The organism is Streptomyces sp. TSRI0281, assembly GCF_001905125.1.
GTDB lineage: Bacteria > Actinomycetota > Actinomycetes > Streptomycetales > Streptomycetaceae > Streptomyces.
Map to the genome: position 1 here is coordinate 140,719 of NZ_LWLE01000002.1, position 26,492 is coordinate 167,210.

Genomic DNA, 26,492 nt, shown 5'->3' on the forward strand with positions numbered 1-26,492 from the left:
TCCGCCCAGCCCCCGCTTCCGCCGCAGCCGCAGCCGCAGCCTCCGCTTCCGCCCCCGCTTCCGCCCCAGCCTCAGCCCTTGCGCCGCTTGAGGACGAAGCGGCCACCGGACGACCCCGGCAGCACGGTCGCCGCCAGCGCGGCCACCGTCACCGCCGCCACCAGCACCCCGTACTGCGCGGGCGGCATGTACGGCGCCGACCCCGTCGCCGACACCGCGAACGCGGTGAGCGGGACCGCCGCGACCACCGTGCCGATCACCAGCCCCGCGACCGTCACCAGACCGGTCTCCAGCACCAGCATCCGCCGCAGCTGCCCGCGCCCCGTGCCGACCATCCGGAGCAGCCGGAACTCACCGCGCCGACCGGTCGTGATCAGGGCGAGCGTGCTGATCACGGACAGCAGCGCGAAGCCGCCGATCACACCCACCCCGATGATGACCATGGCGTTGTCCTCGTCCGACACCGCCGGAGAGATCCGTACGTCGTTCGCCTCCGCGGGCCGGACCAGCACCCCGCTGTACGGCGCCAGCGCCTTCCGTACAGCGGCGGAGGCCGCAGCCCCGGAATGCGGTGCGGTCCCGATCAGGAGACTCGCGTCGCGCGCCGCCGAGACATGCGCCGCCAGTGCCTCGCGCGGGAGCATGAACTCACCGAGACCCAGGGAGCGTTCGTACACCGCGACCACCCGGAGTTTCGCCTTCGTACCGTCCCCCAGCCGCAGTTCCACCGTGTCGCCGGTGGAGACGTCGAGGCTGTCCGCCCGCTCCGCGCCGACCGCGACCGTGCCCCGGCCGGTGAGCCGCTCCAGGTCGCCCGACGTGACCCCGGGGTCGAGGGTGCCGGACAGCTGGGAGGCCGTCACGCCCAGCACGGGCAGGCTGCTCAGCTTCGGCTCGCCGACCTCGCGATGGGCGAGGACGACGCTGGAGCGCAGCACGCCCGTCGCCGCCGTGACGCCCGGCGCCTTACGGACCGCTCGCGCCGCCCCGGCCGGCAGCCCGGCGCCCGGCGCCGTCGCCACCAGATCCGCCCGCAGCGCGGCGTCGGCCTGCCGGTCGGCGGCCCGTTCCATCGTCGTACCGGCCGCCAGCTGTACGCAGACGAAGGCGACCACCAGCACGATCGGCGTGAGCGCCGCACCGAGCCGCCGGGTGTGCGCGGAGGCGGTCCGCGCGGCCAGGAAGCCGGAGACCCCGCCGGCCTTGCGTACCGGAGTGCCGAGCACCCGCATCGCGATCCGTGCGATCCACGGCCCCAGCAACGCCACCGCGATGACCAGCGAGGTCGCCGCGCCCGACGCCGCGGCCGCCGCGGTCTGGCCGCTCTGCGACGTGGCGAGACCGGCCGAACTGACGCCCGAGAAGACCAGAACCAGGCCGGTGATCGTACGGAAGCGGCCCGGCTCGCTCGGTTCGGGGGAGCTCGCCGCACCCAGGGCCGCGGCGGGCCGCAGCTTCGTGATGCCCCGGGCGGCCAGCATCGCCACCGGCCGCACGAGGACGGTGACGATCAGCGCGGCAGCCCCGGCCGCGGCGAACGGCAGCCACACGGGTACCGGCAGCGGCAGCGCGTCCGTGGTCAGCAGCGACCGCATCGCGAGACCCAGCGGTACGGCTCCGATGCCGCCCAGCACCGCGGCGGTGGCGGAGACCCGGCCCGCCTCCCGGCCGATCGCCGACCTGAGCTGGCGCGGCGTCGCCCCGACCGCCCGCAGCAGGGCCAGTTCACCGGACCGCTGGTGGATCGCCTGGGACAGTGTGGAGCCGATCACCAGGAGCGCCACCATCAGCACGGTGCCGCCGATCGACCCCAGCAGGCCCAGCTGATCGCCGCGCCCGCCGAGCGCGCTCAACTGCTCCGCCTCGCCCCGCTCCGTACCGGTCAGGACCCGCACCCCGCGGTCGGAACCGGCGGCGGCACGCTCGGGGAGCGCCCTGTTCACCGAGTCCCGCACGGTGTCGGCCGGGACCCCCTCCTTCGCGACGATCCCGATCGCGTCGACGGTGTCCGGATGCCCGGCCAGCGCGGTCAGCCGCCGCTCGGTGAAGAACACGGCCGGGGCGCCCTTTCCCCGGTGGCCCGGGTCAGCGACACCGGTGAGGGTGTAGGATCTGGCGGCCCCGTCGACCTGGAGCTTCACCGTGTCGCCCGGCCCGCTTCCGGCCGGTACCAGCGCCGTGTCCAGGACCACGTCGGTCGCGGCCTTCGGGGCCCGGCCCCCGGTCAGCTCGTACGGGGTCAGCACCGCGGACGGCCAGGAGCGGCCGACCGCGGGTGTCCCGCCGCCCACGGTGACCGGAACGGAGTCGTCCGCGACGGCACGGGCGACCCCGTCGGCCCCCGCCGCCTTCGCCAGCAGGGACCGGTCGAGCCGGGCCCGTTCCGACAGGTACGCCGTCGCGGTCTTCGGTTCACTGCCCCAGGGCTTCGCGGTGTACGACACCTTCTGGTCGGCGGCCACCACCGCGTCGGCGCCCGCGTACCGGTCGACCGGCGGCGTGGCCACCAGCAGCGAACCGAGAACGAACGCGAACGCGCCGATCAGCGCCGCGGCGGCGGCCGTCGCCGCGATCACCGCCGCCCAGGCCCGGCGGTGCGCGGGCAGCGAGCGCCGGGCGAGGAACGCGGACGCCCGACGCGACCCGTGCCGTACGGCCGGCGGATCGCGCGGGTCCTTCCTCCTGTCGCGCACGGTCGCGGGCTCGTGTGCACCCGACGCCTTTCCGCCGCCCACGGTCCCGGGCCCGTGGGAGCCCGTGCTCCTGCTGTCGCGTACGGCTCTGTTCATCGCAGCCGCCCGCCGTCCATCGTCAGGACGTTGTCCGCCCAGCTCGCCGCGACCGGGTCGTGGGTGACCATGACGACCGTCCGGCCGTCGGCCCGCACCGCGTCCCGCAGCAGCCCCAGCACCAGCGTCGCCGACTCCGGGTCCAGGGACGCCGTGGGCTCGTCCGCGAAGATCACGTCCGGGTCCGTGACCAGCGCCCTGGCCACCGCCACCCGCTGCTGCTGCCCGCCCGAAAGCGTCGCGGGCCCGTCACCGCCGCGTCCCGCGAGCCCGACCCGGGCCAGCAGGTTCCGGCCTCGGGCCAGCACCTCCGTACCGGCGGGATCGGCGCCCGCCAGCACCAGCGGCAGCACCACGTTCTCCTCGATGGAGAGCGAGGACACCAGGTTGAGGGCGTGCGACTGGAAGACGAAACCGATCCGGTCCCGGCGCAGCCGGGTCAGCGCCGCCTCGGAGAGCGAGCCGAGATCCGTGCCGCCGATCCGTACCGTCCCCGAGGTCGGCCGGTCCAGCCCCGCCGCGCACTGGAGGAACGTGCTCTTGCCCGATCCCGAGGGACCCACCACCGCGGTGAAACTGCCGACCGGGACCGCACAGCTGACCATGTCCAGGGCCGTCGCCTCCCGGCCGCTGCCACGTCGCCCGTAGCGTCGGCTCACCGACTCCAGGCTGAGCGCGGCCGCCTGTGTCGTCATGACCGTGTTCACCGTTGCCTTCACCGTTCTTTCCGTCTTCCTCGTACCGCTTGACCTGCACTGACGCTATGCGACGGGAGATTCGGCAGCGAGGGTGCGCACTACCCGACCGGGGGTGCAGCCTGCTACACCCCCGGTCGGGGGACCGCCCCACTCACACGGTGGTCCGACCCCCGTAACGTGACCTGTCATGAGCTCCGATCCCGCCTTGCTGACGGCCGCCATCCGGCGTGCGTGGGAAGCGTCGCACTACCTCTTCATCGGCCTCGCCGTGTCGCTGCTCACCTATCTGAGCGCGTTCCTGGTGGTGGCCGTCCTGATGTTCGCCGCAGTGATCATCGGGCTGCCCGCGCTGCCGGAAGCCGCCAAACTGCTCCGCGGATTCGCCGAGTCCGAGCGACGCCGGGCGGCCGCCCGGCTCGGTATCGTGTTCCGGCCGACGCAGTATCTGCCGCTGGACGGCGGGGAACTGCCGGAGCGGGTCAGGCGCGTGCTCACCGACTCCGCGACCTGGCGCGATGTGCTGTGGCTGCCCATGCAGACCCTCCTGGGCATGGGCGTGGGCTATCTCACGCTGGTGCTGTGGCCGATCGCGCTCCTCGTGGACGGGGCCGCGCTGCCGCTCGCGCGCCTCCTGGACCGGCGCAGGGCCGACGAATACGGCACCCCGTTGCCCGAACGGCCCGGCTGGGTGCTGCGCTGGTTTCCCGTGCTCGCCGATCTGTCGGCGACCTGGACCCGGTCCCTGCTCGCGTCCGCACCGTCCGACGCGCTCTCCGAACGGGTCGCCCAGCTGACCGAGAGCCGGGCCGGGGCCGTCGCGGCCCACGGTGCCGAACTGCGCCGCATCGAACGGGATCTGCACGACGGGGCGCAGGCCAGGATCGTCGCCCTGTCGATGCGGATCGGACTGGCCAAGCAGCTCATCGACCGCGATCCCGACGCTGCCCGCACCCGGCTGGACGAGGCCCAGGACGGTGCCGACGAGGCGCTCGCCGAGCTCCGGCACGTGGTGCGCGGCATCCATCCGCCCATCCTGACGGACCGCGGACTGGCCGGTGCGGTACGGGCGCTGGCCGCCGATGTGGCGGTCCCCGTCGAGGCGGACCTGGACAGCGTCGAGGACGGGCGGCGGCTGCCCGCCGCGATCGAGGCGGCGGCGTACTTCGTGGTCGCCGAGGCGTTCACCAACATCAGCAAGCACAGTGGTGCCACGGCGGCCCGGGTCCGGATCGACCGGGGCCCCGACACCCTGCGGGTGATGATCGGCGACGATGGGCACGGCGGCGCGAACGAACGCGCCGGCAGCGGGCTGGTGGGAATCCGGCGGCGGGTCGCCGCCCTGGACGGCACCACCCGGATCAGCAGCCCCATCGGGGGGCCGACGGACATCGAAGTGGAGCTGCCGTGCGGATTGTGATCGCCGAGGACAACGCCCTGTTGAGGGAGGGGCTGATCCTCCTCCTCACCAGCTCGGGCCACGAGGTGGTGGCCGATGCGGCGGCGGGCCCCGAGGTGCTGCCCGCACTCCTCGAACACCGCCCGGACGTGGCCGTGCTCGACGTACGGCTGCCGCCGTCCTTCCGCGACGAGGGCCTGCGCGCCGCCCTCGCCGCCCGCGCCGAACTGCCGGACCTGCCGATCCTAGTCCTCTCGCAGTACGTCGAGGAGATGTACGCCGCCGAGCTGCTCTCCCAGGGCGCCCGGGGCATCGGCTATCTCCTCAAGGACCGGGTGGGCCGGGTCGACCAGTTCCTCCAGGCCCTGGAGCGGGTGGCGGCCGGAGGGACCGCCCTCGATCCGGAGGTGGTCTCCCAGCTGCTCACCCGGAAGTCCTCGGCGGGCCCCCTCCAGAGCCTCACCGCCCGGGAGCGCGAGGTCCTGGAGCACATGGCCCAGGGCCAGGCGAACGCCACGATCGCCGCCGAACTGGTCGTCACCGAACGCGCGGTGAGCAAGCACATCGGCTCGATCTTCGCCAAGCTCGGCCTGGAACCGGACGACGGCTCGGTGCACCGCCGGGTGCTGGCGGTACTGGCGTACCTGGAGAGCAAGGGGACGAACTGAGGCACGCGTTCCCGGTCGGCTCACGCGGGTGCCTGCCGTCCACGCGGGCGCATAACGGCTCACGCGCGTCCCGACCACCTCACGCGGGGCTCACCCATGTCTTCGTCGGCTCACGCGGGCTGCAACAGGTCCCACCGGTTGCCGTACAGGTCCTCGAAGACCGCCACCGAGCCGTACACCTCGTGCCGGGGCTCCTCCAGGAACCGCACCCCGGCCGCCCGCATCCGCGCATGATCGCCCGCGAAGTCCTCGGTGTGCAGGAAGAACCCGACCCGGCCGCCCGTCTGCGCCCCCACGCTCGCGCCCTGGGCCTCGTCCTTGGCGCGGGCCAGCAGCAGCCCCGTACCGGCGGCGGCGCCGCGCGGGCGCACCACCACCCAGCGGGAGCCGTCGCCCCGGTCCGTGTCCTCCACCAGCTCGAACCCGAGGGCGTCGCGGTAGAAGCCGATCGCTTCGTCGTAGTCGTGGACGACCAGAGTGACCAGGGCGATGAGGGACATGAACGGGTCCTTCCGGAGGGGCGACATCAGAGTTATACGTAACACTAACGCTCCTCCTCCCCGTCCCCGCACACTTCCGGCATGGACACGAGCGACCTCACCGAGCTGACGGCCCGCGCCGAGCGCCTCGCCACTCCCGGCCACCGACGCATCCTCGGCATCGCGGGACCGCCCGGAGCCGGGAAGTCCACCCTGGCCGCACGGCTCGTCGACGCCCTCGAAGGGCGCGCCGTCCTCGTCCCCATGGACGGCTTCCACCTCGCCCGTGCGGAACTGGACCGCCTCGGCCGCGCGGACCGCAAGGGCGCACCCGACACCTTCGACGCCGCCGGGTACGCGGCGCTCCTGCGCCGCCTGCGCGACCCCGACGCCACCGGGCCCGTCTACGCGCCCGCCTTCGACCGCGCCCTGGAGGAGCCCGTCGCCGGGGCCCTGCCGGTCCCGCCGGACGTCCCGCTGGTCGTCACCGAGGGGAACTACCTCCTCCACGACGACGAGGCGTGGGCACCGGTGCGCGGGCTGCTCGACGAGGTGTGGTTCCTGGACCTCGACCCCGAGGAGCGGGTGCGCAGGCTCGTGGAGCGGCATGTGCGGTTCGGCAAGCCCCGCCCGTACGCCGAGCGCTGGGTGGCCGGCTCCGACGAGACCAATGCCCGCCTGGTCGACCGCGGCCGGGACCGGGCCGACCTCCTCGTACGGCTGCGCCCGGCACCCCGGCCCGATCCGGGTGCCACGCCCCGAGCCCGCTAGCGCGGCACCCGGCGGGCGGGCAGGATGCTGTGTGCCGCGCACCGTGCCGCCAGGAGGTCCCGCATGCCCAGCCCGCACCAGCCCGTCCCCTTCACCGCCGACGACTACCGGGCCCGGATGACCCGCGCCGCCGAGGCGGCCGAGGCCGCCGGGCTCGCCGGCGTCCTCGTCGCGCCCGGCCCCGACCTCGTGCACCTCACCGGCTACCAGCCGGTGAGCACCGAACGGCTCACCCTCCTCGTCCTCAAGGCGGGACAGGACCCGGTCCTCGTCGTCCCGACGCTGGAGGCACCGGACGCCGAACACGCCGTCGGCGCCCCGGCCCTCACCCTGCGCGACTGGACCGACGGCAAGGACCCGTACGAGGTGACCGCCCCGCTGCTGGACACCGGTGGGCGGTACGGGATCAGCGACAACGCCTGGGCGATGCACCTGCTCGGCCTGCAGCAGATCCTCCCCACCACCTCCTACACCTCCCTCACCGAGGCACTCCCGATGCTCCGCGCCGTCAAGGACGCGCACGAGCTGGACCGCCTCGCCGCAGCGGGCGCCGCCGCCGACGCCACGTACGGCGAGATCCTGAAGGTGCGCTTCTCCGGCCGCAGGGAGACCGACGTCGCCGCCGATCTGGCCGCTCTCCTCAAGCGGTTCGGCCACTCCCAGGTCGACTTCACCGTCGTCGGCTCCGGCCCCAACGGCGCCAACCCGCACCACGAGGCGGGCGACCGCACCATCGAGCGCGGCGACATGGTGGTCCTCGACTTCGGCGGGCTCAAGCACGGCTACGGCTCCGACACCTCCCGTACGGTCCATGTCGGCGAACCCACCGCCGAGGAGCAGCGGGTGCACGACATCGTCCGGGAGGCGCAGAAGGCGGGCTGCGACGCGGTCCGCCCCGGCGCCGCCTGCCAGGACATCGACCGGGCGGCGCGGGCGGTGATCACCGAGTTCGGCTACGGCGAACGCTTCATCCACCGCACCGGGCACGGCATCGGGGTCACCACCCACGAACCGCCCTACATGATCGAGGGCGAGGAGCTGCCGCTGGTCCCCGGCATGTGTTTCTCGGTGGAGCCGGGCATCTACCTCCCCGGCCGGTTCGGCGTCCGGATCGAGGACATCGTGACGGTCACCGAGGACGGCGGACGCCGGCTGAACACGACCCCGCGCGAGCTGGCGATCGTCGAGTAGCACCGGGCGCCCGGCGTCGGGAACGGCGGGCCGGTGCGCGAAACCGGCCCGCCGCTCCCGTCGCGCCCACTGCTCCTCGTCCGCTCCGCCGCTCAGTCCTGCGGCTCGCGGTCCCGGAAGCGGTGGAGCACGTCGTACGGGTACGGGAGCGGGCGGGCGCTCGCCGCGTCCAGCCGGTCCGTCTGCTCCGGCGTCAGCTCCCAGCCCACCGCGCCGAGACTGTCGGTCAGCTGCTCGGCGTTGCGGGCGCCGACGATCGGCGCGGTGACGGCGGACCGGCCGAGCAGCCAGCGCAGCGCCACCTGCGCCGGGGTGTGCCCGCCCTCTTCCGCGACCGCGACCAGCGTCTCCACGACCCGCCAGGTCTCCTCGTTGTCCCGCTCCCGCCACGCCTCGCGGCCCAACTCCTCCTGGTAGCGGGCCTCGCGGGTGCCGGGGGCCGCGGCCGTCATGCCGCGCCGGTACTTCCCGGTCAGCCAGCCGCCCTGCAGCGGGCTCCAGGGGATGATGCCGACCCCCTCCGCCCGGCTCACCGGGACGAGCTCCCACTCCACTTCGCGAGCGAGCAGGTTGTAGAGGGGCTGGAGACTCACATAGCGCTCCCAGCCGTTGCGGTCGGCCAGGTCCTGCGCGCGCTGGAGCTGGGAGGCGGAGACGTTGCTCGCGCCGAGGTAGCGCACCTTTCCGGCCTTCACCAGGGAATCGAGCGTGGCGAGGGTCTCCTCAAGAGGTGTCGTCGCATCCCACACATGGGTCTGATAGAGGTCGATGTAGTCCGTGCCGAGCCGCCGCAGGCTCGCCTCCACGGCCGACACGATGTGCTTGCGGCTCAGCCCGCCCGCGTTGGGCGCCTCGCCCATCGTCCCGAACACCTTGGTGGCGATGACGAGGTCGTCGCGCCTGCGGCCCTTCAGCCAGCGGCCGATGATCTCCTCGGACACGCCCCGCTGGTAGACGTCGGCGGTGTCGATGAACGTGCCGCCCGCCCCGGTGAACGTGTCGAGGACGCGATGCGCGCTCGCCTCGTCGGTGTCCTGGCCGAACGTCATGGCCCCCAGGCACAGTTCACTGACCCGCAGTCCGGACCGGCCGAGGTATCGCTGCTTCATGGTGTTCCCTCCGTGTGTTCTCCCTGCGACAGGAAACGCTAGGTGTTGGAGTGCACACGAAGGCAAGGGAAAGCGCGGGGAGTTGGCCGAGCGGACCACGAAACGGCAGGTCTGCCCGGCCCGTCCGCGCCGCCATCGCCCGTCCCCGCCGCCATCGCCCGGACCGTCCGCATCGCCCGGCCCGTCCGCGCCGCCCGCCCCGCGTCTCCTCAGTCGTCCGCCAGTACCACGCACGACTGCGGCGGCAGGTGCAGCAGGCCGTCGGCGGCCGGTGACCGGACCGGTTCCCAGGCCGCCAGCACCCGTGCGCCGCCGCCCCGGTTGCGGCCGCCGCCCAGGGGGATCGTGGCCGGCCTGTCCGCCAGGTTCACCGCGACCCGCAGATCACCCCTGCGGTACGCCAGCCAGCGGGCGTTCTCGTCGTACGCGGCCTTCACCGTGGCCAGGTCCGGGTCGTGGAGGTCGGACACGGCCCGGCGCAGCGCGATCAGTTCGACGTACCACGCCTGTAGGCGCGCGTGCGGCTCGCGCTCCGGCTCGCTCCAGTCGAGACAGGAGCGGTCGCGGGTCGCCGGGTCCTGCGGGTCGGGGACCTCCTCCGCGGCCCAGCCATGTGCCGTGAACTCCCGCCGTCTGCCCTCGCGCACGGCTCGCGCGAGCGCGGGGTCGGTGTGGTCGGTGAAGAACTGCCACGGCGTACGGGCGCCCCACTCCTCGCCCATGAACAGCATCGGGGTGAAGGGGCCGGTGAGCACCAGGGCCGCGGCGCACGCCTGGAGGCCGGGGGAGAGGGCGGCGGCGAGCCGGTCGCCCAGGGCCCGGTTGCCGATCTGGTCATGGGTCTGGGCGTACCCGACGAAGCGGTGGGCCGCGCTCCGGGTGACGTCGACGGGGCGGCCGTGCGTACGGCCCCGGAAGCTGGAGTACGTCCCGTTGTGGAAGAAGCCGCTGGTCACCGTCTTGGCCAGGGCGGCGAGCGGGGCCTGCGCGAAGTCGGCGTAGTAGCCCTGGGACTCGCCCGTGAGCGCCGTGTGCAGCGCGTGGTGGAAGTCGTCGTTCCACTGGGCGTGCAGCCCGATCCCGCCCGCGTCGCGGGGGGTGGTGGTGCGCGGGTCGCAGAGGTCCGACTCGGCGATCAGGGCGAGCGGCCGGCGGGCCTCCGCCGCGAGCGCGTCGACGGCCGAGGACAACTCCTCCAGGAAGGTGAGCGCCCGGCTGTCGGCGAGCGCGTGCACCGCGTCCAGGCGCAGCCCGTCGAGCCGGTAGTCCCGCAGCCAGGCGAGCGCGCTGCCCAGCAGATACGCGCGGACCTCGTCCGAGCCCGGGGCGTCGAGGTTCACCGCCGCGCCCCAGGGAGTGTGGTGGGTATCGGTGAAGTACGGGCCGAAGGCCGGGAGGTAGTTGCCGGACGGGCCGAGGTGGTTGTGGACCACGTCCAGGATCACCGCGAGCCCCAGCTCGTGCGCCCTGTCGACAAAGCGCTTCAGTCCTGCCGGGCCGCCGTACGGTTCGTGCACGGCCCACAGCGACACCCCTTCGTACCCCCAGCCATGGGTGCCGGGGAAGGGACAGACGGGCATCAGCGACACATGGGTGACGCCCAGCCCGGCGAGGTGCCCGAGCCGTTCGGCGGCGGCGTCGAAGGTCCCCGCGTCGGTGAACGTACCGATGTGCAGCTCGTACAGGACGGAACCCGGCAGTCCACGCCCCGCCCAGCCGCCGCGCCAGACGTACGCCTCCTGGTCGACGACCGCGCTCATTCCGTCCGGGCCGTCCGGTTGACGGCGGGACCGCGGATCGGGGAGTACAGGGCCCCCGTCCACGGCGAAGCCGTAGCGGTCGCCGTCCACCGCTTCCGCCTCGGCCCGCCACCAGCCCGTCCGCTCCGGATCACGCTCCATCGCACGTCGCGCCCCCGCCGCGCTGTCCTCCACCGCCCCGGCGCCCGCTCCTGTCCCTGCGTCAGCCACCCTCCCCGCGCCCGCGCCCGCGCCCGCACCCGCACCCGTTTCCGCACCCGCGCCCGCCGCCGCGCTCGACAGCCGGAGCTCGACCGACTCCGCATCCGGGGCCCATACCTCGAACTGCATTCACCACTCCTCGTCCATGAACAGGTCGCCCGAAGGCGGCTCCATGATCGGCGGAAGTCGCGCTCACGGCCCCGGAACACTAGAGCGAGCCCGTTACTGGCGATTAGGGTCTGGTTCTGATCATTGCCCTGCCAGGTTCTGCTCATACGTACGGCTGCTGGAGGCCGAGATGACCGTCCCGATGTTCCCTCCGGGCTTCCTCTGGGGAGCCTCTGCCTCCGCTTTTCAGACCGAGGGGGCCGTCGACACCGCCGGCAAGGGCCCCTCCGGCTGGGACGCCTTCGCCGCGCTGCCGGGCCGGATCAAGGACGGCACCGACACCACCCGCGGCACCGGCTTCCACGAGCGCTACCGCGAGGACGTCGCCCTGCTCGCGGGGCTGGGGGCGGACGCCTTCCGGTTCTCCGTCAGCTGGCCCCGCGTGGTGCCCGGAGGCAGCGGAGCGGTCAACCCCGAAGGGCTCGACTTCTACGACCGGCTCGTCGACGAACTCTGCGCCCACGGCATCACCCCGGCTCCCACCCTCTACCACTGGGACACCCCGCTGCCCCTGGACGAGGCGGGCGGCTGGCTCGACCGGGACACCGCCTACCGCTTCGCCGAGTACGCGGGCATCGTCGCCGAACGTCTCGCCGACCGCGTCCCCATGTGGATCACCATCAACGAACCCGCCGAAGTCACCCTGCTGGGCTACGCGCTCGGCGAGCACGCCCCCGGGCGCACCCTTCTCTTCGACGCGCTGCCCGCCGCCCACCACCAGCTGCTCGCCCATGGCCTCGCCGTCCGCGCGCTCCGCGCGGCGGGCGCCGACAACATCGGCGCCGCCCTTTCCCACGCCCCCGTCTGGACGGCCGGGGAGAGCGAGGAGGACCGCTTCGGCGCGGAGCTGTACGACACGCTCACCAACTGGCTGTTCGCCGATCCGATCCTCACCGGCCGCTACCCCGACGAGAACTTCGCGGCCCTGATGCCCGGCCCGGTGGCGGACGACCTGAAAGTCATCTCGGCACCGCTCGACTGGTACGGCGTCAACTACTACAACCCCACCCTCGTCGGTGCCCCCAAGCCGGAAGCCCTCGACTCCTTCTCCGGCTTCGGCATGCCCGCCGAACTCCCCTTCGGCATCCGGGAGATCGAGGGCTACGAGAAGACCGACTTCGGCTGGCCCGTCGTCCCCGAAGGGCTGAACGAGACACTCACCCGGCTGCGCGGGCGCTTCGGCGACCGGCTCCCGCCGCTCTACATCACGGAGAACGGCTGCGCGATCGACGAGCCCCTCGCCGACCACCGTCGTATCGACTACCTCGAAGGCCACCTCACCGCCCTGCGCGCCGCCATCGACACGGGGATCGACGTGCGCGGCTACTTCACCTGGTCGCTCACCGACAACATCGAATGGACCGAGGGCGTCGCCAAGCGCTTCGGGCTCGTCCACGTCGACTACGAGACGATGCGCCGGACGCCGAAGGCGTCCTACGACTGGTACCGCGATCTGATCCGCGCACAGAGGAGCTGAACGCGGGCCGCTCCGCGAGGGACCGCCCGGCGAGGACGTGACGGCCCCCGCCGAGCGGCTACCGCGCCCCGCCGAGCGGCTGCTGCCGTGCCTCGCCGGCCGACGGGCCGGCGAGGCCGGTGGACTCACGCCAGATGGACGCGTTCCTGTGTGATGCGATGACCGGCGCGGGCGAACGCGACCGCCATCGGCAGGTTCCCCCGGTCGGTCGCGCCCGCGACGAACCCGGCTCCCCGCTCGGCAAGGAAGTGCGTGCACTCCACGAGCAGGTCGTAGCCGTAGCCGTGGCCACGCGCCTCGGGAACGACCCCGATGAAACCGACGCACGGCCCCGACGGGTTGTGCGCGGGCACGTGGATGCCCGCCACCGCGCCGTCCGCCGTGTACGCCAGCTGCCACCAGGAACGCGGCGAGGGGCACCAGTGGAAGAAGTCCAGCTCCTCCTGGGCCGCCGCCCCAAGACCGCCGGGACCCTCGATCGCCTTACGGGCGTGGGCGTCCAGCGTGACGGAGTGGACCCGGCGCAGGACGTCCAGGATCACGGCGTCGTCGGGCTCCGGCCGGAAGGTCAGCCGCCCGGGACGCTCGGGCAGGCCGTCGTCCGGGGTCCAGAGATAGCGGTAGCGCTCGACCAGCGGCTCCAGGCCGCTCGCCGTGGCGGCGGCGATCCGGGACTCCGCGGCGGCCGTGACCGCGGGGACCTCCCGCCAGTTCGCGGGCAGGATCAGTTCGTACTCGACGTGGAACGGGGCGCGGCGCAGGAGTTCGGCGCCCGCCCCGTCCTCGCCGTCCGCGAAGTCGAACCAGTTCAGCAGGACGGGTTCGGTGTCATCGGGCCCCGCCCACCAGGCGGCCCTGGCCACCACGGTGCCGTCGCGCAGGGCGACCCAGGTCCACTCGGGGCGGTACTCGCCGCCGTTCAGCACCGTGGCGTACCGGTGGCCGAACGCGGCACGGCCGACAAGACCGCTGTCCTGCAGGGAGTCGAAAAGCTCGGCGTCGCTCTCGCTGAGCGCGCGGATGACCAGATCGGTCATGGAAATGTCCTCCGGGGACGAAACGCCGCGCGCCCGGTCAGACGGAGTCCGACACCGCCCTGCGGACGGGACGGGAGCGCGGGAATGAGGTGCTACGGATGGTGGTGCTGTTGCTCGTACGCACTTTTCTCGCCTCCTTCCACGACTTCGCACGATCGGGTCCGACGTTGCGCGGCGACACTAGCCCGGCGCCGGACGGCCCGTCCACCGATTATCGAGGGGGACGTCCGGCGCCGCGAGCCGGTGCGGACGTCGCCGGCGCCCTGGTGGTCCCGCCCTCGGCCCGAGACCGCGGCTGTCAGTCCCAGACCATGTTGAACGAGCGCTCGAAGTTCACGTACCCCAGGCGCTCGAAGGACTTCGCCATCGGCACATTGTCGAGGTCCGTCGCCGCCCTGATCCGGTCCACGTCCTGCGCGGCGAGCACCCGGGTGCCCTCGGCGAGGATGTCGTCGATGTAGCCCTGCCCGCGGTGCGCCGGTACGACGCCGATGTACGCGATGATCGGGTTGTAGTTGTTGCGGGCCGGAATGACGAATCCGACCGGCTCACCGCCGGGCAGCTCGGCCACCCGCCACCAGTCCCGCGGGCTCCGGTAGCCCGCCAGTTCCTCGTCGTAGTGCTTCTCCGCCGCCTCGCGGGCGCTCAGCCCGGACGCCAGGTCCGCCCGGCCGTGCGCGTCGAGGGTGCCCTCCATCACGGGCGTCATCAGCGCGAGAAGATCCTCGCGCCCGGAGACCTGCCGGAACACCAGCCGGCCACTGTCCGCGGGGACCGGCGTCCCGGCCCGCCACTCCAGGCGCAGCCGCTCCACCAGCATCCGGGCGCCGGTGCGTTCCATCACCCGGATCCGGGCCTCGACGACATCCCGCGCCGCCGGGTCCTCGTGCCAGTCGGGCGGCACGAAGCGGCCGTACTCGGGACGCGCCGCGCCCTTCGGCAGGACCGCCGCCGTCGCCGCCGCCAGCAGCCGCTCCCCGATCTCGCCGCGCTCCGGCTCCGGCAGGGTGTCGTCCAGGTCGAAGAAGTCCAGCGCCAGCGGCTGCCCGCCCTCCTCCGAGGTCCACCAGGCGGCACGGGCCATGACCCGCTCTCCGCGCAGGGCCACCCACATCCACTCCGGGCGGCGGCGGCCGGTGGCCAGATCGTCCGCCAGCTCGTGGTCCAGGACGTACGACAGGCCGCGGAACAGGCCGAGTTCCCGCGGTCCCGCCAGTGGACGAACAGTCAGTTCCCGTGGTGCAAGGGTCACAAAGTCTCCTCATGGCATGTAGGCCGCAGACCCTAACAACGGCTTCCGGCCAGCAGCACCGCAGGTCAGCAGGCGAGTAAAGCGGGGTTCTTCTGGACACCCCGGGCCGGTCGGCCCGACAATCGACTCTGTGACGTCCTCCTTCGAGTTCCACACGTATCCCGCGCGGCTGTCGGACGCCCAGCGCGACCGTGTCCTCGGCGTGCTCAGAGAGGGTGCCGCACAGGGCAAGCTCTCCCACGACACCTTCATGCGACGCATGGAACTGGCCCTCGTCGCCCGCGGCCCCGAGGAACTGGCTGCGCTCACCTCCGACCTGGACTCCGGCGGCCGCTGGACCCAGGGCCTGGTCCGGGCCGTGGGCGGTCTGTCGGCCTTCCCCGGGCGGATGCGCCGGGCCTGGCAGACCGAACGGCTGCCGAAGCTGCTGCTGCCCGCGCCCGGCCCGTATCCGCTGCTCATCGGCCGCGATCCGGGCAACGGACTCCGGCTCAACCACGAGACCGTGTCCCGGCTGCACGCCGAGCTCACCGTGCAGGGCAGCCGATGGGTGCTGCGCGACCTCGGCTCGACGAACGGCACCTGCGTCAACGGCCAGCGCCTCGTCGGATCGGTCCCGGTGCGCGACGGGGACCAGGTGAGCTTCGGCCGGATGAGCTTCCGGCTGACCACCCCGGCTCTCCGGCCACCGGCCTGACCCGCTGCCTGACCCGCGCTGCCGGTCCCGGGTCCCGACCCGTACCCCCACCTGCCCCCGCACCCCCGCCCGCCGTCACTCGAACGGCCGTACGCCCACTGCGGTGAGCCCCCGGTGGTGGTCGGCTGAGGGCACCCGCGTCGGACAGCGACGCACCGACCCCGGGGGTACGGATGCCGGTCGACGGACCCGAGCGCCTGCCCGCGGCCCGCGCCCCCCGGCGGCCGGGCGGGCCTCCCGGCCTCCTGTCGCCCGGCGCGGCCACCGACCCCTACCGGCTCCGGCTCTACCGCGTCCTGCGCGAGGACTTCCCGCTCTGCTACGACGAGGAGCTCGGCGCCTGGCTGCTCAGCAGGTACGCCGATGTGGCCGCCGCGCTCACCGATCCCCGGTTCGCCGGCTGTCCGCACGACGGCGCACCCCTCGGCGGCCCCGCCCCGCTCGGACTCTGCCGGGGCGCCATCGGCTGCGCCACCCCGGACGAAGGACCACCGCGGCCCGCGGCGCGGGCGGGCGCCGTCCACCGCAAGGCCGTCGAGCGGACCGCGTATGTCCTCGCCCGCCGGATAGCGGGCCGTCAACAGGCCGACCTGGTGGAGGAGTTCTGCCGCTGGCTCCCCGCCGGTGCCGCTGCCGCCGCGCGCGGGCCGTCCGCGCCGGACCTCACCCGGCTCCCGCGCACCGCCCTCCACCTACGGCTCACCCGCCCCGCCGCCACCGCCACCGACTGCGCCGGGCACACCGCCCTGCGCGAGACGGCCCTCGCCTCGTTCCTGGCCAACCTGCTCGACGACGCCGACCTGCTGGCCGCCGTACGCACCGAACCCGGTCTGATCGCAGGGGCCTGGACGGAGACGCTGCGCCGCGATCCGCCCGTCCAGATCGTCCTGCGCCGCACCCGCACCGACGTCCGCGTCAGCGGCGGCACGCTCCCCGCCGGGGCGCCCGTCGCCTGCCTGATCGGCGCGGCGGGCCGCGACCCGGACAGATTCGACGCCCCCGACCGCTTCGACCCGTTCCGCGCCGACCCGGGCAGTCTCACCACCGGCCCCGCGGGCTGCCCCGCCGTGGTGCTGGGCCGGCTCGAAGCCGAGCACGGACTGTGCGCCCTGCTGGACGCCATGCCCGGCCTCCGCTGGGCGGACGGCTTCCGCCCCGTCGGCACGGGGCTGCTCACCCGCGGTCCGAGGTCCCTTCTCGTACGCCCCTCCTGAGCAGCGCCACCGGCCGCTCGGCGAACAGCTCGTCCACCGCGACCGTGGAGCCGGAGAACTCCCGGCCCGGCGACAGGACGTCCTGCCAGGGACCCGCGTCCGGCAGGGCCAGCACCGTCCCCCGCCAGCCACCCTCCTCCGCCAGGCGCAGCGACAGCCGGGTCACCGCCGTGACCACCTCGCCCGACCGGCAGAACGCCACACAGTGCCCGGCCGCCGAACCGCGCGCGACCAGCGGGGCGTACGTCCCCGACTCCCCGAACACCTCCGGCCGCGCCCGCCGCAGCCCCAGCGCCGCCACCGTGAGCGCCGCCTTCTCGTCGGAGACGTCCGTGCCGTCGGCGGTGCTGCCGGCACCGTCCGCGGCACCGCCGGGGCGCCGGAACGGCCGCCGGTTGTCCGGGTCGACCAGCGCGATGTACTCGCGCTCGGTGCCCTGGTACAGATCGGGCACCCCCGGCATCGTCAGGTGCACCAGCGCCGCCCCCAGCACATTGGCCCGCACGAACGGGCCGAGCGTGCGCGCGAACCGGGTCACCAGCGTCCGCGCCGCCCCGGTGGCACTGCCCGGACCGGCCGCGACGAAGTCCGTCACAGCCCGCTCGTACCCCGGATCCGGCTCCGTCCAACTGGTGACGAGCCCCGCCTCCCGCACGGCCTTGAGCAGCGCCGGCTCCAGCCGCCCCGCCATCTCCCCGGCCGGCAGCACCGCGCAGCCGTACGACGACTGCCATGCCTGCCAGGCCAGCTGCGGGTCCGGCGCCGCCACCGTCGTCGCCCGCGTCAGCTGCGCCACCAGCGAGGACCATCGTTCGGGGCACTCCGAGAGCACCGCGATCCGGGCCCGTACGTCCGCACTGCGCTTGGTGTCGTGCGTGGTCAGCACCGTGCCGGTGGACGGCCAGTCCCGGGCCAGCCGTGCGCAGAACGCGTGGAACTCCTCCGGCGCCACGGCGGGCTGCCCCGGATCGCCGCCCACCTCGGTCGCGGAGATCAGCGGGACATAGCGGTAGAACGCGGTGTCCTCGACCGACTTGGCGTGCAGCGCCGACGCCGTCTGCGCGAACCTGGCGCAGAACGCCGCCTGTTCCGGTCCGTCGCCGAGCCGCCCCAGCGCCAGGCCCCGCACCACGTCGACGGCCGCCGCCTCCTGCGGCACGGAGAAGACCGCCTTCGCGTCCCGGACCGCCTCGTCCGGAAGGGCCGACGCGGCGGCCTCCGTGAGCGGACCGCCCGCGGTGACGTACGGGCGGTAGACCGGGACGCGGACCAGCAGTTCGCGTACGGCGGCGCGCAGCGCCCACGGGGCGTGGTCGCGCAGCGCGGGGTCCGCGGCGCAGACCCCGACCGCCAGCCGGGTCAGCCAGGCGGTCTCGGCGGCCAGTTCATGGGTCACCACGCGGTACGCGGCACGGCGCACGGTGGCCTTCCAGTAGCCGCCCCGGTCGCCCGGCGGGCCCGCGAAGTCCCGGTAGCGGCCGAGCAGCTCCGCGGCGCCGGCGGGGTCGGTGAACAGCCCGTCGATCCGGTGCAGCGCGTCGTACCCCGTCGTCCCGGCGACCGCCCAGCCCGCGGGCAGCGGCTCGGAGCCGGTGAGGATCTTCTCCACCACCGTCCACCGGCCGTCCGTGGCCCGGTGGAGCCGTTCCAGATAGGCCGCCGGGTCGGCGAGTCCGTCCGGGTGGTCGACGCGCAGCCCGTCGAGCACGCCCTCCCGGAGCAGTTCGAGCACCTTGGCGTGGGTGGCGTCGAAGACCTCGGGGTGCTCGACGCGGACCCCGATCAGTTCGGACACGGTGAAGAAGCGCCGGTAGTTCAGCTCGGTACGGGCCAGCCGCCACCAGCCGAGCCGGTAGTGCTGGGCGTCCAGCAGTTCGGGCAGCGCCAGCGCGGCCGTGCCCTCGCGCAGCGGGAACGCCTGCTCGCCGTGGCGCAGCACGTCCCCGTCCACCGAGAACCCGTCGAGCTCATCGCCGATGCGCCCGGCGAGGACCGGCAGCAGCACCTTGCCGCCGTCCGCCGTCCAGTCGATGTCGAACCAGCGGGCGTACGGTGACGCCGGGCCCTCGCGCAGGACCTCCCACAGCGCCCGGTTGTGGCGGGGCGCGGCCGCCATGTGGTTGGGCACGATGTCCAGGATCAGCCCGAGCCCGTGTTCCCGGGCCGTGGCGGCGAGCCGCCGCAGCCCCTCCTCACCGCCCAGCTCGGCCCGGACCCGGCTGTGGTCGACGACGTCGTAGCCGTGCCGGGAACCGGGGACGGCCTCCAGGACGGGCGACAGATGCAGATGGGAGACACCGAGCGCGGCGAGATACGGCACCGCGTCTTCGGCGGCCGAGAAGGGGAAGTCCGGCTGGAGCTGGAGCCGGTACGTGGCGGTGGGCGTCATGCGAACGTACGTACCCAGCCGGAAGCGGTCTGTGTCACGGTCGCCGGGAGCATCACCCGTTCTTGTCCTCCGCCCTCCGTAGGGTCCTCGGGTTCACGCCAGGCGTTTCAGTACCGTCAGGCTCCGCCCGATCAGCGTCACCCGCTCACCCGCCGACACCTTCGGCCCGGTACCGGGCGGCACACCGTCCGTACGCGCGGTGTCGACCAGCACCTGCCACCGCCGCCCGTGGTTCACCGGAACGGCGAAGTCCAGGGTGTCGGGGCCCGCGTTGAACATCAGCAGGAACGAGTCGTCGGAGATCCGCTCGCCGCGCGGCCCCGGCTCCGAGATCGCCTGGCCGTTCAGGAAGACCGCCATGGCCCTCGCGTGCGCCGCCTGCCAGTCCCGCTGCGTCATCTCCGCCCCCTCGGGGGTGAACCAGGCGATGTCGGAGAGTTCGTCGCGGGTGCCCTCCACCGGCCGTCCGTGGAAGAACCGGCGGCGGCGGAAGACCGGATGGTCGCGGCGCAGCCACACCATGGCCCGGGTGAACTCCAGCAGCCCGTCGCCGGTCCGCCCCGCGCCCTCCCCGCCGTCGTCGGAGCCGGCCCCGCCGGGATCGGGCCAGTGCACCCAGGACAGTTCGTTGTCCTGGCAGTACGCGTTGTTGTTGCCCCGCTGGGTACGGGCGAACTCGTCCCCATGGCTCAGCATCGGCACGCCCTGCGACAGCATCAGCGTGGCGATGAGGTTCCGCATCTGCCGCAGACGGAGCTCCAGGACCTCCGGATCGTCGCTCTCGCCCTCCGCGCCGCAGTTCCAGGACCGGTTGTGGCTCTCACCGTCCCGGTTGCCCTCGCCGTTCGCCTCGTTCCGCTTGTCGTTGTACGAGACCAGGTCGTGCAGCGTGAACCCGTCGTGGCAGGTGGTGAAGTTGATCGAGGCGAGCGGCCGGCGCCCGTCGTCCTGATAGAGGTCCGACGAGCCCGTGAGCCGCCCCGCGAACTCCGCCAGGGTGCGCGGCTCGCCCCGCCACAGATCCCGTACCGTGTCGCGGTACTTGCCGTTCCACTCGGTCCACAGCGGCGGGAAGTTCCCCACCTGGTAGCCGCCCTCACCGACGTCCCACGGCTCCGCGATCAGCTTCACCTGGCTGACCACGGGGTCCTGCTGGACCAGATCGAAGAACGACGACAGCCGGTCCACCTCGTGGAACTGCCGTGCCAGGGTCGCCGCCAGATCGAACCGGAACCCGTCCACATGCATCTCGGTCACCCAGTACCGCAGCGAGTCCATGATCATCTGGAGCACGTGCGGGGACCGCATCAGCAGGGAGTTCCCGGTCCCCGTGGTGTCCATGTAGTACCGCTGATCGTCCGTGAGGCGGTAGTACGACGCATTGTCGAGGCCCCGGAAGGACAGCGTCGGACCGAGGTGGTTCCCCTCGGCCGTGTGGTTGTAGACCACGTCGAGGATGACCTCGATACCCGCCTGATGCAGCGCCCGTACGGCCTGCTTGAACTCCAGCACCTGCTCACCGCGGTCGCCCCAGGAGGCGTACGCGTTGTGCGGGGCGAAGAAGCCGATGGTGTTGTACCCCCAGTAGTTGGCCAGTCCCGCGTCGGCCAGCCGGTGGTCCTGGACGAACTGGTGAACCGGCATCAGCTCGATCGCGGTGACCCCCAGTTCCGTCAGATGGGCGATCACCTCCGGGTGCGCCAGCCCCGCGTACGTACCGCGCAGCTCCTCGGGCAGCCCCGGATGGAGCATCGTCAGGCCCTTCACATGGGCCTCGTAGATCACCGTGCGGTGGTAGTCCGTACGGGGCCGCCGGTCGTCGCCCCAGTCGAAGTACGGATTGACCACGACCGAGCTCATGGTGTGCGGCGCCGAGTCGAGGTCGTTGCGCGCGTCGGGCCGGCCGAACGGATACCCGTACACCTCCTCGCCCCACGCGATCTTCCCGGCGACGGCCCGCGCGTACGGATCGAGCAGCAGCTTCGCCGAATTGCACCGCTGCCCGCGCTGCGGCTCGTACGGCCCGTGCACCCTGAAGCCGTAGCGCTGTCCCGGCATCACCCCGGGCAGATAGGCATGGCGGACAAAGGCGTCGGTCTCGCGCAGTTCCACCGCCGTCTCGGAACCGTCGTCGTGCAGCAGGCACAACTCGATTCGGTCGGCGGCCTCGGAGAAGACCGCGAAGTTGGTCCCGGCGCCGTCGTACGTGGCACCGAGCGGATACGCCTGTCCCGGCCAGACCTGCATAGATAGGACTCTTCCACTTCTGATCCGGGTGCGATGGGCTTCTTGCGCCCGATACTCCCCGAAAGAGGCGCGCGCACCTAGCACGTCGGCCGGTGCGGTCCGGTGCGGTCCGGCCCGGTGCGGTCCCGTCCGGCGGGCGTACCCCCGGCGCACCCAACGGCGGCACCGGTCAACTTCGGACACCTCGATGCCGCCCCGGACGGAATTCCGCCACGGCGTCCGGGTCCGCAGCCCGGTGTACGGCGTGCCGTGGGGTGGTTAATCACTATGAATCCGCTCACTCCGCCCAATGTTGCCGGTGGGAACGCGCCTGCCCCATAGGGGAGTTGAGAAACCAGCCTGCGCATCCGGCTGCACCGGCTCCCGCTCCCGGAGTACCCTTCCTTGATCGTTGGGTGGGGGAGTGGAAGGCGGTACGCGGGTGAGCTCGGGAGGGTTCGAGCTGCCCCCAGGTGACGCAGGTCACGAGGGGGAAGCGACCGATGCCCAGCCCGGGGCGGTGTCCCTCGCACAGCCTCTGGAGATCGGCGCCGAACTCGACTGGGGAGCCGACGCCTGGAGCGAGGTGCGCACCCGTGCGCAGCGGGCCGGGCGGGCCTATATCTGGCTGAATCTCGTGGAACAGCGGCTGCGGGCCGTCGTCGCCGCGGTGCTCCGGCCCATCTACGAACCGGTGCACGGCGAGGACTGGGTGGTGGCCGCGGCCGGACCGGCCGGACAGGAGTGGGTGCAGCGCGCCGTCGCCGTCCGCGAGGTCTCGCGCCGCAAGGGCTATCTGCTCGACCCGGCCGACGACAACGTCCTCAGCTTCCTCACCCTGCCGCAGCTGCGCGAGCTGATGGTCCAGCACTGGCCCTGTTTCGAGCCGTATTTCGACGACCGCCGCGATGTCGAGCTGGCTCTGGACGAGCTGGAGGTGGCCCGCAACGTGGTCTCCCGCAACCGCGCGCTGAACGAGGCGGTCCTCGCCCAGGCGGAACGGGCCTCCGCGCGGCTCCTGGAGATCCTCGGCAGCGGGGCCGCGGTCCCGTCCGCCGACCGGCTGCCCGTCGACGCCGTCGAGGAACTGGTCGGCGACCGGTACGCCGATGTGGTCTCCGTCCACCCCGACCGGGTACGGCTCCAGCGCCAGCTGCCCGCCGAGGACCTCTTCGGCGGGGCGCGGCGCCTGGACGCCATCGGCATAGGGCTCAACCTGCTGGTGCAGAACTTCTCCGGCCGCCGGCTGGTCCGGCTCGCCGAATCGGGCTGCCGGGTCCGGCTGCTCTTCATCAACCCGGCCAGCAGCGCGGTCAAGCGCCGTGAGCGGGAACTGGGCCTGAAGAAGGGCGAGCTGAGCCGCTCGGTGGAGATGAACATCCTCCATATGCGCCGGGTTCGCTCCAAGCTCCGCGACCCGGGCGCCTTCCAGATCCAGGTCTTCGACGAGACCCCGCGCTTCACCGCCTACCTGGTGGACGGCGACGGGCCGGACGCGGTCGGGGTCGTCCAGACCTACCTGCGGCGGGCCCGCGGGATGGAGGCGCCCGTGCTCGTCCTGCGCGGCGGCGGGCGCTCGGTGGTCCGGGTGGGGCAGGACAGTGAGCACGGTCTGTTCGAGACCTACCGTGAGGAGTTCGAGTCCGTCTGGACGGACTCGCGGCCGGTCTCCTGAGAAGCCGCCCCGTGCGGGCTTGTCAGTGGTGCGTGGGAGGGTGTTCATCACCTGGGGGAGAGCACCACGAAGGAGGTACGGGATGAGCTGGCACCGGGAGCCGCTGGTCGGCTTCGACCTGGAGACGACGGGGACGGAACCGCTGGAGGCCCGGATCGTGACCGCCGCGGTCGTCGCGGTCCACGGCCGCGACGACGAGCCGGCCCGACGACGGGCCTGGCTGGCGGATCCGGGCATCCGGATTCCCGCACAGGCTTCCGCGATCCACGGCATCAGCAGCGAGCGGGCGGCGGCGGAGGGCCGCCCGGTGCGCGAGGTGGCGGACGAGATCGCCGAGACCCTCGTGGCGTACTGGCGCGAGGGCGTGCCGGTCGTCGCGTACAACGCGACGTTCGATCTGACCCTGCTGACGGCCGAGTTGCGGCGGCACGGACTGCCCTCGCTCGTCGACCGGCTGGACGGCGGCGAGATCGGCCCGGTCATCGACCCGTACACGATCGACCGCGCTGTCGACCGCTACCGCAAGGGCAAGCGCACCCTCGAAGCGGTCTGCGTCGAGTACGGGGTGGTGCACGGCGGCGCCCATGACGCGGGGGCGGACGCGCTGGCCGCGGTACGTGTGGCGTACGCCATAGCCGAGCGGCACGGCTCGGTGGCCGCACTCACCCCGGGCGAACTGCACGAGCGTCAGATCGGGTGGTATGCCGTGTGGGCGGCCGATTTCGAGCAGTTCCTCCGGCGCAAGGGCAACGCCGACGCGGTGATCGACGGCCACTGGCCGCTGCGGGAAGCGGTGACGGCGCGATCGTCCGGCGCCACGGCGGGGTCGGGCGCGTCGGGCCGGTCCGGCATATCGAGCCCGTCCGGCGACTGAGGCAGCTCGCGCCGTTCCGGCGACCGGGCCCCCCTCCCGCGCCGTTCCGGCGACCGGGAGCGAGGGCCCCGTTCCCGCCCGGAGCGAAGGCCCCGCTCTCAGAACGGGTACCAGCGCACCTCGGAGTCGCCGTCGCGCAAGGACGCCACCCTCCGCCGGAACTCGGCGAGGGCCTTCGGGTTGGCCGGAGCGTGCTGGGAGACCCAGGCACAGCTCGCGGTCTCCCGGGCCCCCCGCAGCACCGCACAGCCGTCCCACTCCCGTACGTCCCATCCGTACGCCGCAGTGAAGGCGTCGTACGCCTGCGCGGGCAGGCCGTAGCGGTCCCGGGACAGGGCGAGGACGACCAGGTCGTGTTCCCGCAGATCGGTGGAGAACGTCTCCAGGTCGACCAGCACGGGGCCTTCCGGACCGATGTGGACGTTACGGGGGAGGGCGTCGCCATGGATCGGCCCCGGCGGCAGATGCGGGACCAGTGCGGCCGCGGCCGCCGCGAAACCGTCGCGGCGCTCGCGCAGATAGTCGGCGTCGGCCGGATCGATCGTGTCGCCCGCGAGCCGCAGCCAGCGCTCGACGCCGCCGAGCAGCTCACGGCGCGGCAGGGTGGGGCCGGCCGGGGAGGGCAGTGCGTGCACGAGCGAGAGCAGCGGCGCGAGGTCCCGCGGCTCGGCGGGGCGTACGGCCTCGGGGAGCCGGTGCCACAGCGTCACGGGGTGGCCCTCGACCAGGCGGGCCTTCGGCTCGGCCGCCCGCACGGCGGGGACGCCGGACGCGGCGAGCCACCGGGCGACCGCCACCTCCCGGTCGGCACGGTCCCGTAGCTCCGGGTGCGTCGTGGCGTCCCGGCCGACCTTGACCACCAGATCGCCGACGGCGAACACCGCGTTCTCGCCCAGCGCGAGCAGCTCCGCACCGCCGGACAGTCCGGCAGCGGTCAGCACCTCGCGCGCACGCATCTCGTTCATGGCTCCGATTTTCGCATCCGTGCAGGCCGCCTTGACGAACGGACGGACCGTCAGCACGATAACGGGGGCCGACCGGGCGGCCAGACCGGGATGAATCCCATTCATATAGGCGAAGAGGTCGAATTCGTGACATTGCCGACCGCGACGAAGCGGTCCGGTCCACGCGGCCCGCGTGGCGGACAGGACGGCCGGGGCGGACAGGACGGCCGGGCCCGACGGGCGGCCCGGGACCGGGCCACCTGGTTCCTGGTGCTGCCCGCGCTCATCCCGATCCTGATCCTCAGCGTCGGACCGCTGCTCTACGGCATCGCGCTGGCCTTCACCGACGCGCAGTCGGGCCGCACCCGGTCCACGCAGTGGATCGGCGCACTCAACTTCCAGGACCTGCTCCACGACACCCTGTTCTGGGACTCGTTCCGGATCGGCCTGCTGTGGGCGGTCGGCGTCACCGTCCCGCAGTTCTTCCTGGCGCTCGGCCTCGCCCTCCTGCTCAACGAGAAACTGCGGATGCGCTGGCTGGCGAGGGCGCTGGCGATCATCCCCTGGGCCATGCCCGAGGTCGTCGTCGGCATCATGTGGCGCCTCGTCTACAACCCGGACGCGGGCATCCTCAACGAGACCATCCGCGATCTGGGGCTCGGCGACGGCCGGGACTGGCTGACCGGACTGGCCACCGCGCTGCCCGCCGTGATCCTGGTCGGCATCTGGGCGGGCATGCCGCAGACCACCGTCGCCCTGCTGGCCGGCCTGCAGAACACCCCGCACGAACTCCACGAGGCCGCCGCCCTCGACGGCGCCGGCGCCTGGCGCCGGTTCCGTACCGTCACCTGGCCCGCGCTGAAGCCGGTCGCGCTCTCCATCACCGCCCTCAACTTCATCTGGAACTTCAACTCCTTCGCCTTGGTCTACGTCCTGACCAGCGGCGGTCCCGGCGGCCGCACCCGGCTGCCGATGCTCTTCGCCTACGAAGAGGCGTTCCGCTACGGACAGTTCGGCTACGCCGCCGCGATGGGCTGTGTGATGGTCGCGGTGATCTCCGTGATCCTCGCCTGCTACCTCGCCGGCCGGCTCAGGGGAGGCGAGGACGCATGAGCCTCCGTACCAGCAGGTCCGCGCGCGCCGGGCAGTACGTGGCGCTCCTGGCCTATCTGATCTTCCTGGCGTTCCCGTTCCTCTGGCTGATCTCCACGGCCTTCAAGCCCGCCCGCGAACTGGGCTCGCTGCACCCCACCTGGATTCCCGAGAATCCGACCCTGGACAACTTCCGGCAGGCATTCGACGAGCAGCCGCTGCTCCAGGCCGCCGCCAACTCCCTGTTCGCCGCCGTCTGCGCCGCTCTGATCGCGGTCGTGATCGCGACCCCCATGGCCTATGTGATGGCCCGCCACCGGGGCCGGCTGTCGACCGCGGCGACCGGCTGGGTCGTGATCAGCCAGGCGTTCCCGTTCGTCCTGGT

20 protein-coding genes and 1 pseudogene are annotated in these 26,492 nt (G+C 73.0%); 11 read left to right on the top strand and 10 right to left on the bottom strand.

What is annotated here, in order from left to right:
* Positions 1–71 precede the first annotated feature (71 nt).
* Positions 72–2,789, bottom strand: a complete 2,718-nt coding sequence (locus tag A6A29_RS07220) for an ABC transporter permease (protein ID WP_079182618.1) — start codon at positions 2,787–2,789, stop codon at positions 72–74.
* Positions 2,786–3,484, bottom strand: coding sequence for an ABC transporter ATP-binding protein (locus A6A29_RS07225; protein WP_198953016.1), 699 nt, complete (start codon positions 3,482–3,484; stop codon positions 2,786–2,788). Before A6A29_RS07225 ends, A6A29_RS07220 begins: the two co-directional genes overlap by 4 nt.
* Positions 3,485–3,674: 190 nt before the next feature.
* On the opposite strand from A6A29_RS07225, the gene A6A29_RS07230 reads away from it, so the two are divergent.
* Together A6A29_RS07230 and A6A29_RS07235 are read left to right on the top strand one after the other, a co-directional pair.
* The gene (locus A6A29_RS07230) at positions 3,675–4,904 is read left to right on the top strand and encodes a sensor histidine kinase (RefSeq protein WP_073719138.1); all 1,230 of its coding nucleotides are present in this window, start codon (positions 3,675–3,677) and stop codon (positions 4,902–4,904) included.
* Complete coding sequence (locus A6A29_RS07235) at positions 4,892–5,551, top strand: LuxR C-terminal-related transcriptional regulator (RefSeq protein WP_073719139.1); 660 nt, start codon at positions 4,892–4,894, stop codon at positions 5,549–5,551. Before A6A29_RS07230 ends, A6A29_RS07235 begins: the two co-directional genes overlap by 13 nt.
* A gap of 110 nt (positions 5,552–5,661) precedes the next feature.
* On the opposite strand, the gene A6A29_RS07240 is transcribed toward A6A29_RS07235, so the two are convergent.
* On the bottom strand, positions 5,662–6,051 hold the full coding sequence (locus A6A29_RS07240) for a VOC family protein (protein WP_073719347.1): 390 nt from the start codon (positions 6,049–6,051) through the stop codon (positions 5,662–5,664).
* An 81-nt stretch (positions 6,052–6,132) separates the two neighbouring features.
* On the opposite strand from A6A29_RS07240, the gene A6A29_RS07245 reads away from it, so the two are divergent.
* Together A6A29_RS07245 and A6A29_RS07250 are read left to right on the top strand one after the other, a co-directional pair.
* Complete coding sequence (locus A6A29_RS07245) at positions 6,133–6,801, top strand: nucleoside/nucleotide kinase family protein (protein ID WP_073719140.1); 669 nt, start codon at positions 6,133–6,135, stop codon at positions 6,799–6,801.
* A 63-nt stretch (positions 6,802–6,864) separates the two neighbouring features.
* Positions 6,865–7,992, top strand: coding sequence for an aminopeptidase P family protein (locus A6A29_RS07250; protein WP_073719141.1), 1,128 nt, complete (start codon positions 6,865–6,867; stop codon positions 7,990–7,992).
* A gap of 92 nt (positions 7,993–8,084) precedes the next feature.
* On the opposite strand, the gene A6A29_RS07255 is transcribed toward A6A29_RS07250, so the two are convergent.
* Positions 8,085–9,101 (bottom strand): aldo/keto reductase, encoded by a 1,017-nt coding sequence (locus tag A6A29_RS07255; protein WP_073719142.1) that lies wholly within the window; start codon positions 9,099–9,101, stop codon positions 8,085–8,087.
* Between the two features lie 209 nt (positions 9,102–9,310).
* Positions 9,311–11,002, bottom strand: coding sequence for a malto-oligosyltrehalose trehalohydrolase (treZ, locus tag A6A29_RS07260; RefSeq protein ID WP_107468162.1), 1,692 nt, complete (start codon positions 11,000–11,002; stop codon positions 9,311–9,313).
* Positions 11,003–11,360: 358 nt separating this feature from the next.
* On the opposite strand from treZ, the gene A6A29_RS07265 reads away from it, so the two are divergent.
* Entirely contained in the window at positions 11,361–12,707 is a 1,347-nt protein-coding gene (locus A6A29_RS07265) for a GH1 family beta-glucosidase (RefSeq protein ID WP_073719143.1), read from the top strand.
* A 125-nt stretch (positions 12,708–12,832) separates the two neighbouring features.
* On the opposite strand, the gene A6A29_RS07270 is transcribed toward A6A29_RS07265, so the two are convergent.
* Entirely contained in the window at positions 12,833–13,744 is a 912-nt protein-coding gene (locus A6A29_RS07270; protein WP_073719144.1) for a GNAT family N-acetyltransferase, read from the bottom strand.
* 298 nt (positions 13,745–14,042) lie between these two features.
* Positions 14,043–14,996, bottom strand: a complete 954-nt coding sequence (locus tag A6A29_RS07275; RefSeq protein WP_073719145.1) for a GNAT family N-acetyltransferase — start codon at positions 14,994–14,996, stop codon at positions 14,043–14,045.
* A 130-nt stretch (positions 14,997–15,126) separates the two neighbouring features.
* On the opposite strand from A6A29_RS07275, the gene A6A29_RS07280 reads away from it, so the two are divergent.
* Together A6A29_RS07280 and A6A29_RS07285 are read left to right on the top strand one after the other, a co-directional pair.
* Entirely contained in the window at positions 15,127–15,693 is a 567-nt protein-coding gene (locus A6A29_RS07280; RefSeq protein ID WP_073719146.1) for a DUF1707 and FHA domain-containing protein, read from the top strand.
* A 173-nt stretch (positions 15,694–15,866) separates the two neighbouring features.
* Complete coding sequence (locus tag A6A29_RS07285; RefSeq protein WP_073719147.1) at positions 15,867–16,907, top strand: cytochrome P450; 1,041 nt, start codon at positions 15,867–15,869, stop codon at positions 16,905–16,907.
* Here A6A29_RS07285 and treY read toward each other — a convergent pair.
* Together treY and glgX are read right to left on the bottom strand one after the other, a co-directional pair.
* Complete coding sequence (gene treY / locus A6A29_RS07290) at positions 16,867–19,296, bottom strand: malto-oligosyltrehalose synthase (RefSeq protein WP_073719148.1); 2,430 nt, start codon at positions 19,294–19,296, stop codon at positions 16,867–16,869. The two genes, A6A29_RS07285 and treY, sit on opposite strands and share 41 nt — an antisense overlap.
* 93 nt (positions 19,297–19,389) lie before the next feature.
* Positions 19,390–21,543, bottom strand: coding sequence for a glycogen debranching protein GlgX (gene glgX / locus A6A29_RS07295; protein WP_073719149.1), 2,154 nt, complete (start codon positions 21,541–21,543; stop codon positions 19,390–19,392).
* Positions 21,544–21,964: 421 nt separating this feature from the next.
* On the opposite strand from glgX, the gene A6A29_RS07300 reads away from it, so the two are divergent.
* Together A6A29_RS07300 and A6A29_RS07305 are read left to right on the top strand one after the other, a co-directional pair.
* The gene (locus A6A29_RS07300; RefSeq protein WP_073719349.1) at positions 21,965–23,197 is read left to right on the top strand and encodes an SAV2148 family HEPN domain-containing protein; all 1,233 of its coding nucleotides are present in this window, start codon (positions 21,965–21,967) and stop codon (positions 23,195–23,197) included.
* Between the two features lie 82 nt (positions 23,198–23,279).
* Positions 23,280–24,071 (top strand): 3'-5' exonuclease, encoded by a 792-nt coding sequence (locus tag A6A29_RS07305; RefSeq protein WP_079182620.1) that lies wholly within the window; start codon positions 23,280–23,282, stop codon positions 24,069–24,071.
* 98 nt (positions 24,072–24,169) lie between these two features.
* Here the strand turns inward: A6A29_RS07305 and A6A29_RS07310 are convergent, their stop codons facing one another.
* The gene (locus A6A29_RS07310) at positions 24,170–25,036 is read right to left on the bottom strand and encodes a phosphotransferase enzyme family protein (protein WP_073719350.1); all 867 of its coding nucleotides are present in this window, start codon (positions 25,034–25,036) and stop codon (positions 24,170–24,172) included.
* 90 nt (positions 25,037–25,126) lie between these two features.
* On the opposite strand from A6A29_RS07310, the gene A6A29_RS07315 reads away from it, so the two are divergent.
* Complete coding sequence (locus A6A29_RS07315) at positions 25,127–26,128, top strand: carbohydrate ABC transporter permease (RefSeq protein ID WP_107468158.1); 1,002 nt, start codon at positions 25,127–25,129, stop codon at positions 26,126–26,128.
* Positions 26,125–26,492 (top strand): annotated as a pseudogene (locus A6A29_RS46300) (carbohydrate ABC transporter permease); the annotation flags it as partial. The gene A6A29_RS07315 and the pseudogene A6A29_RS46300, both read left to right, overlap by 4 nt.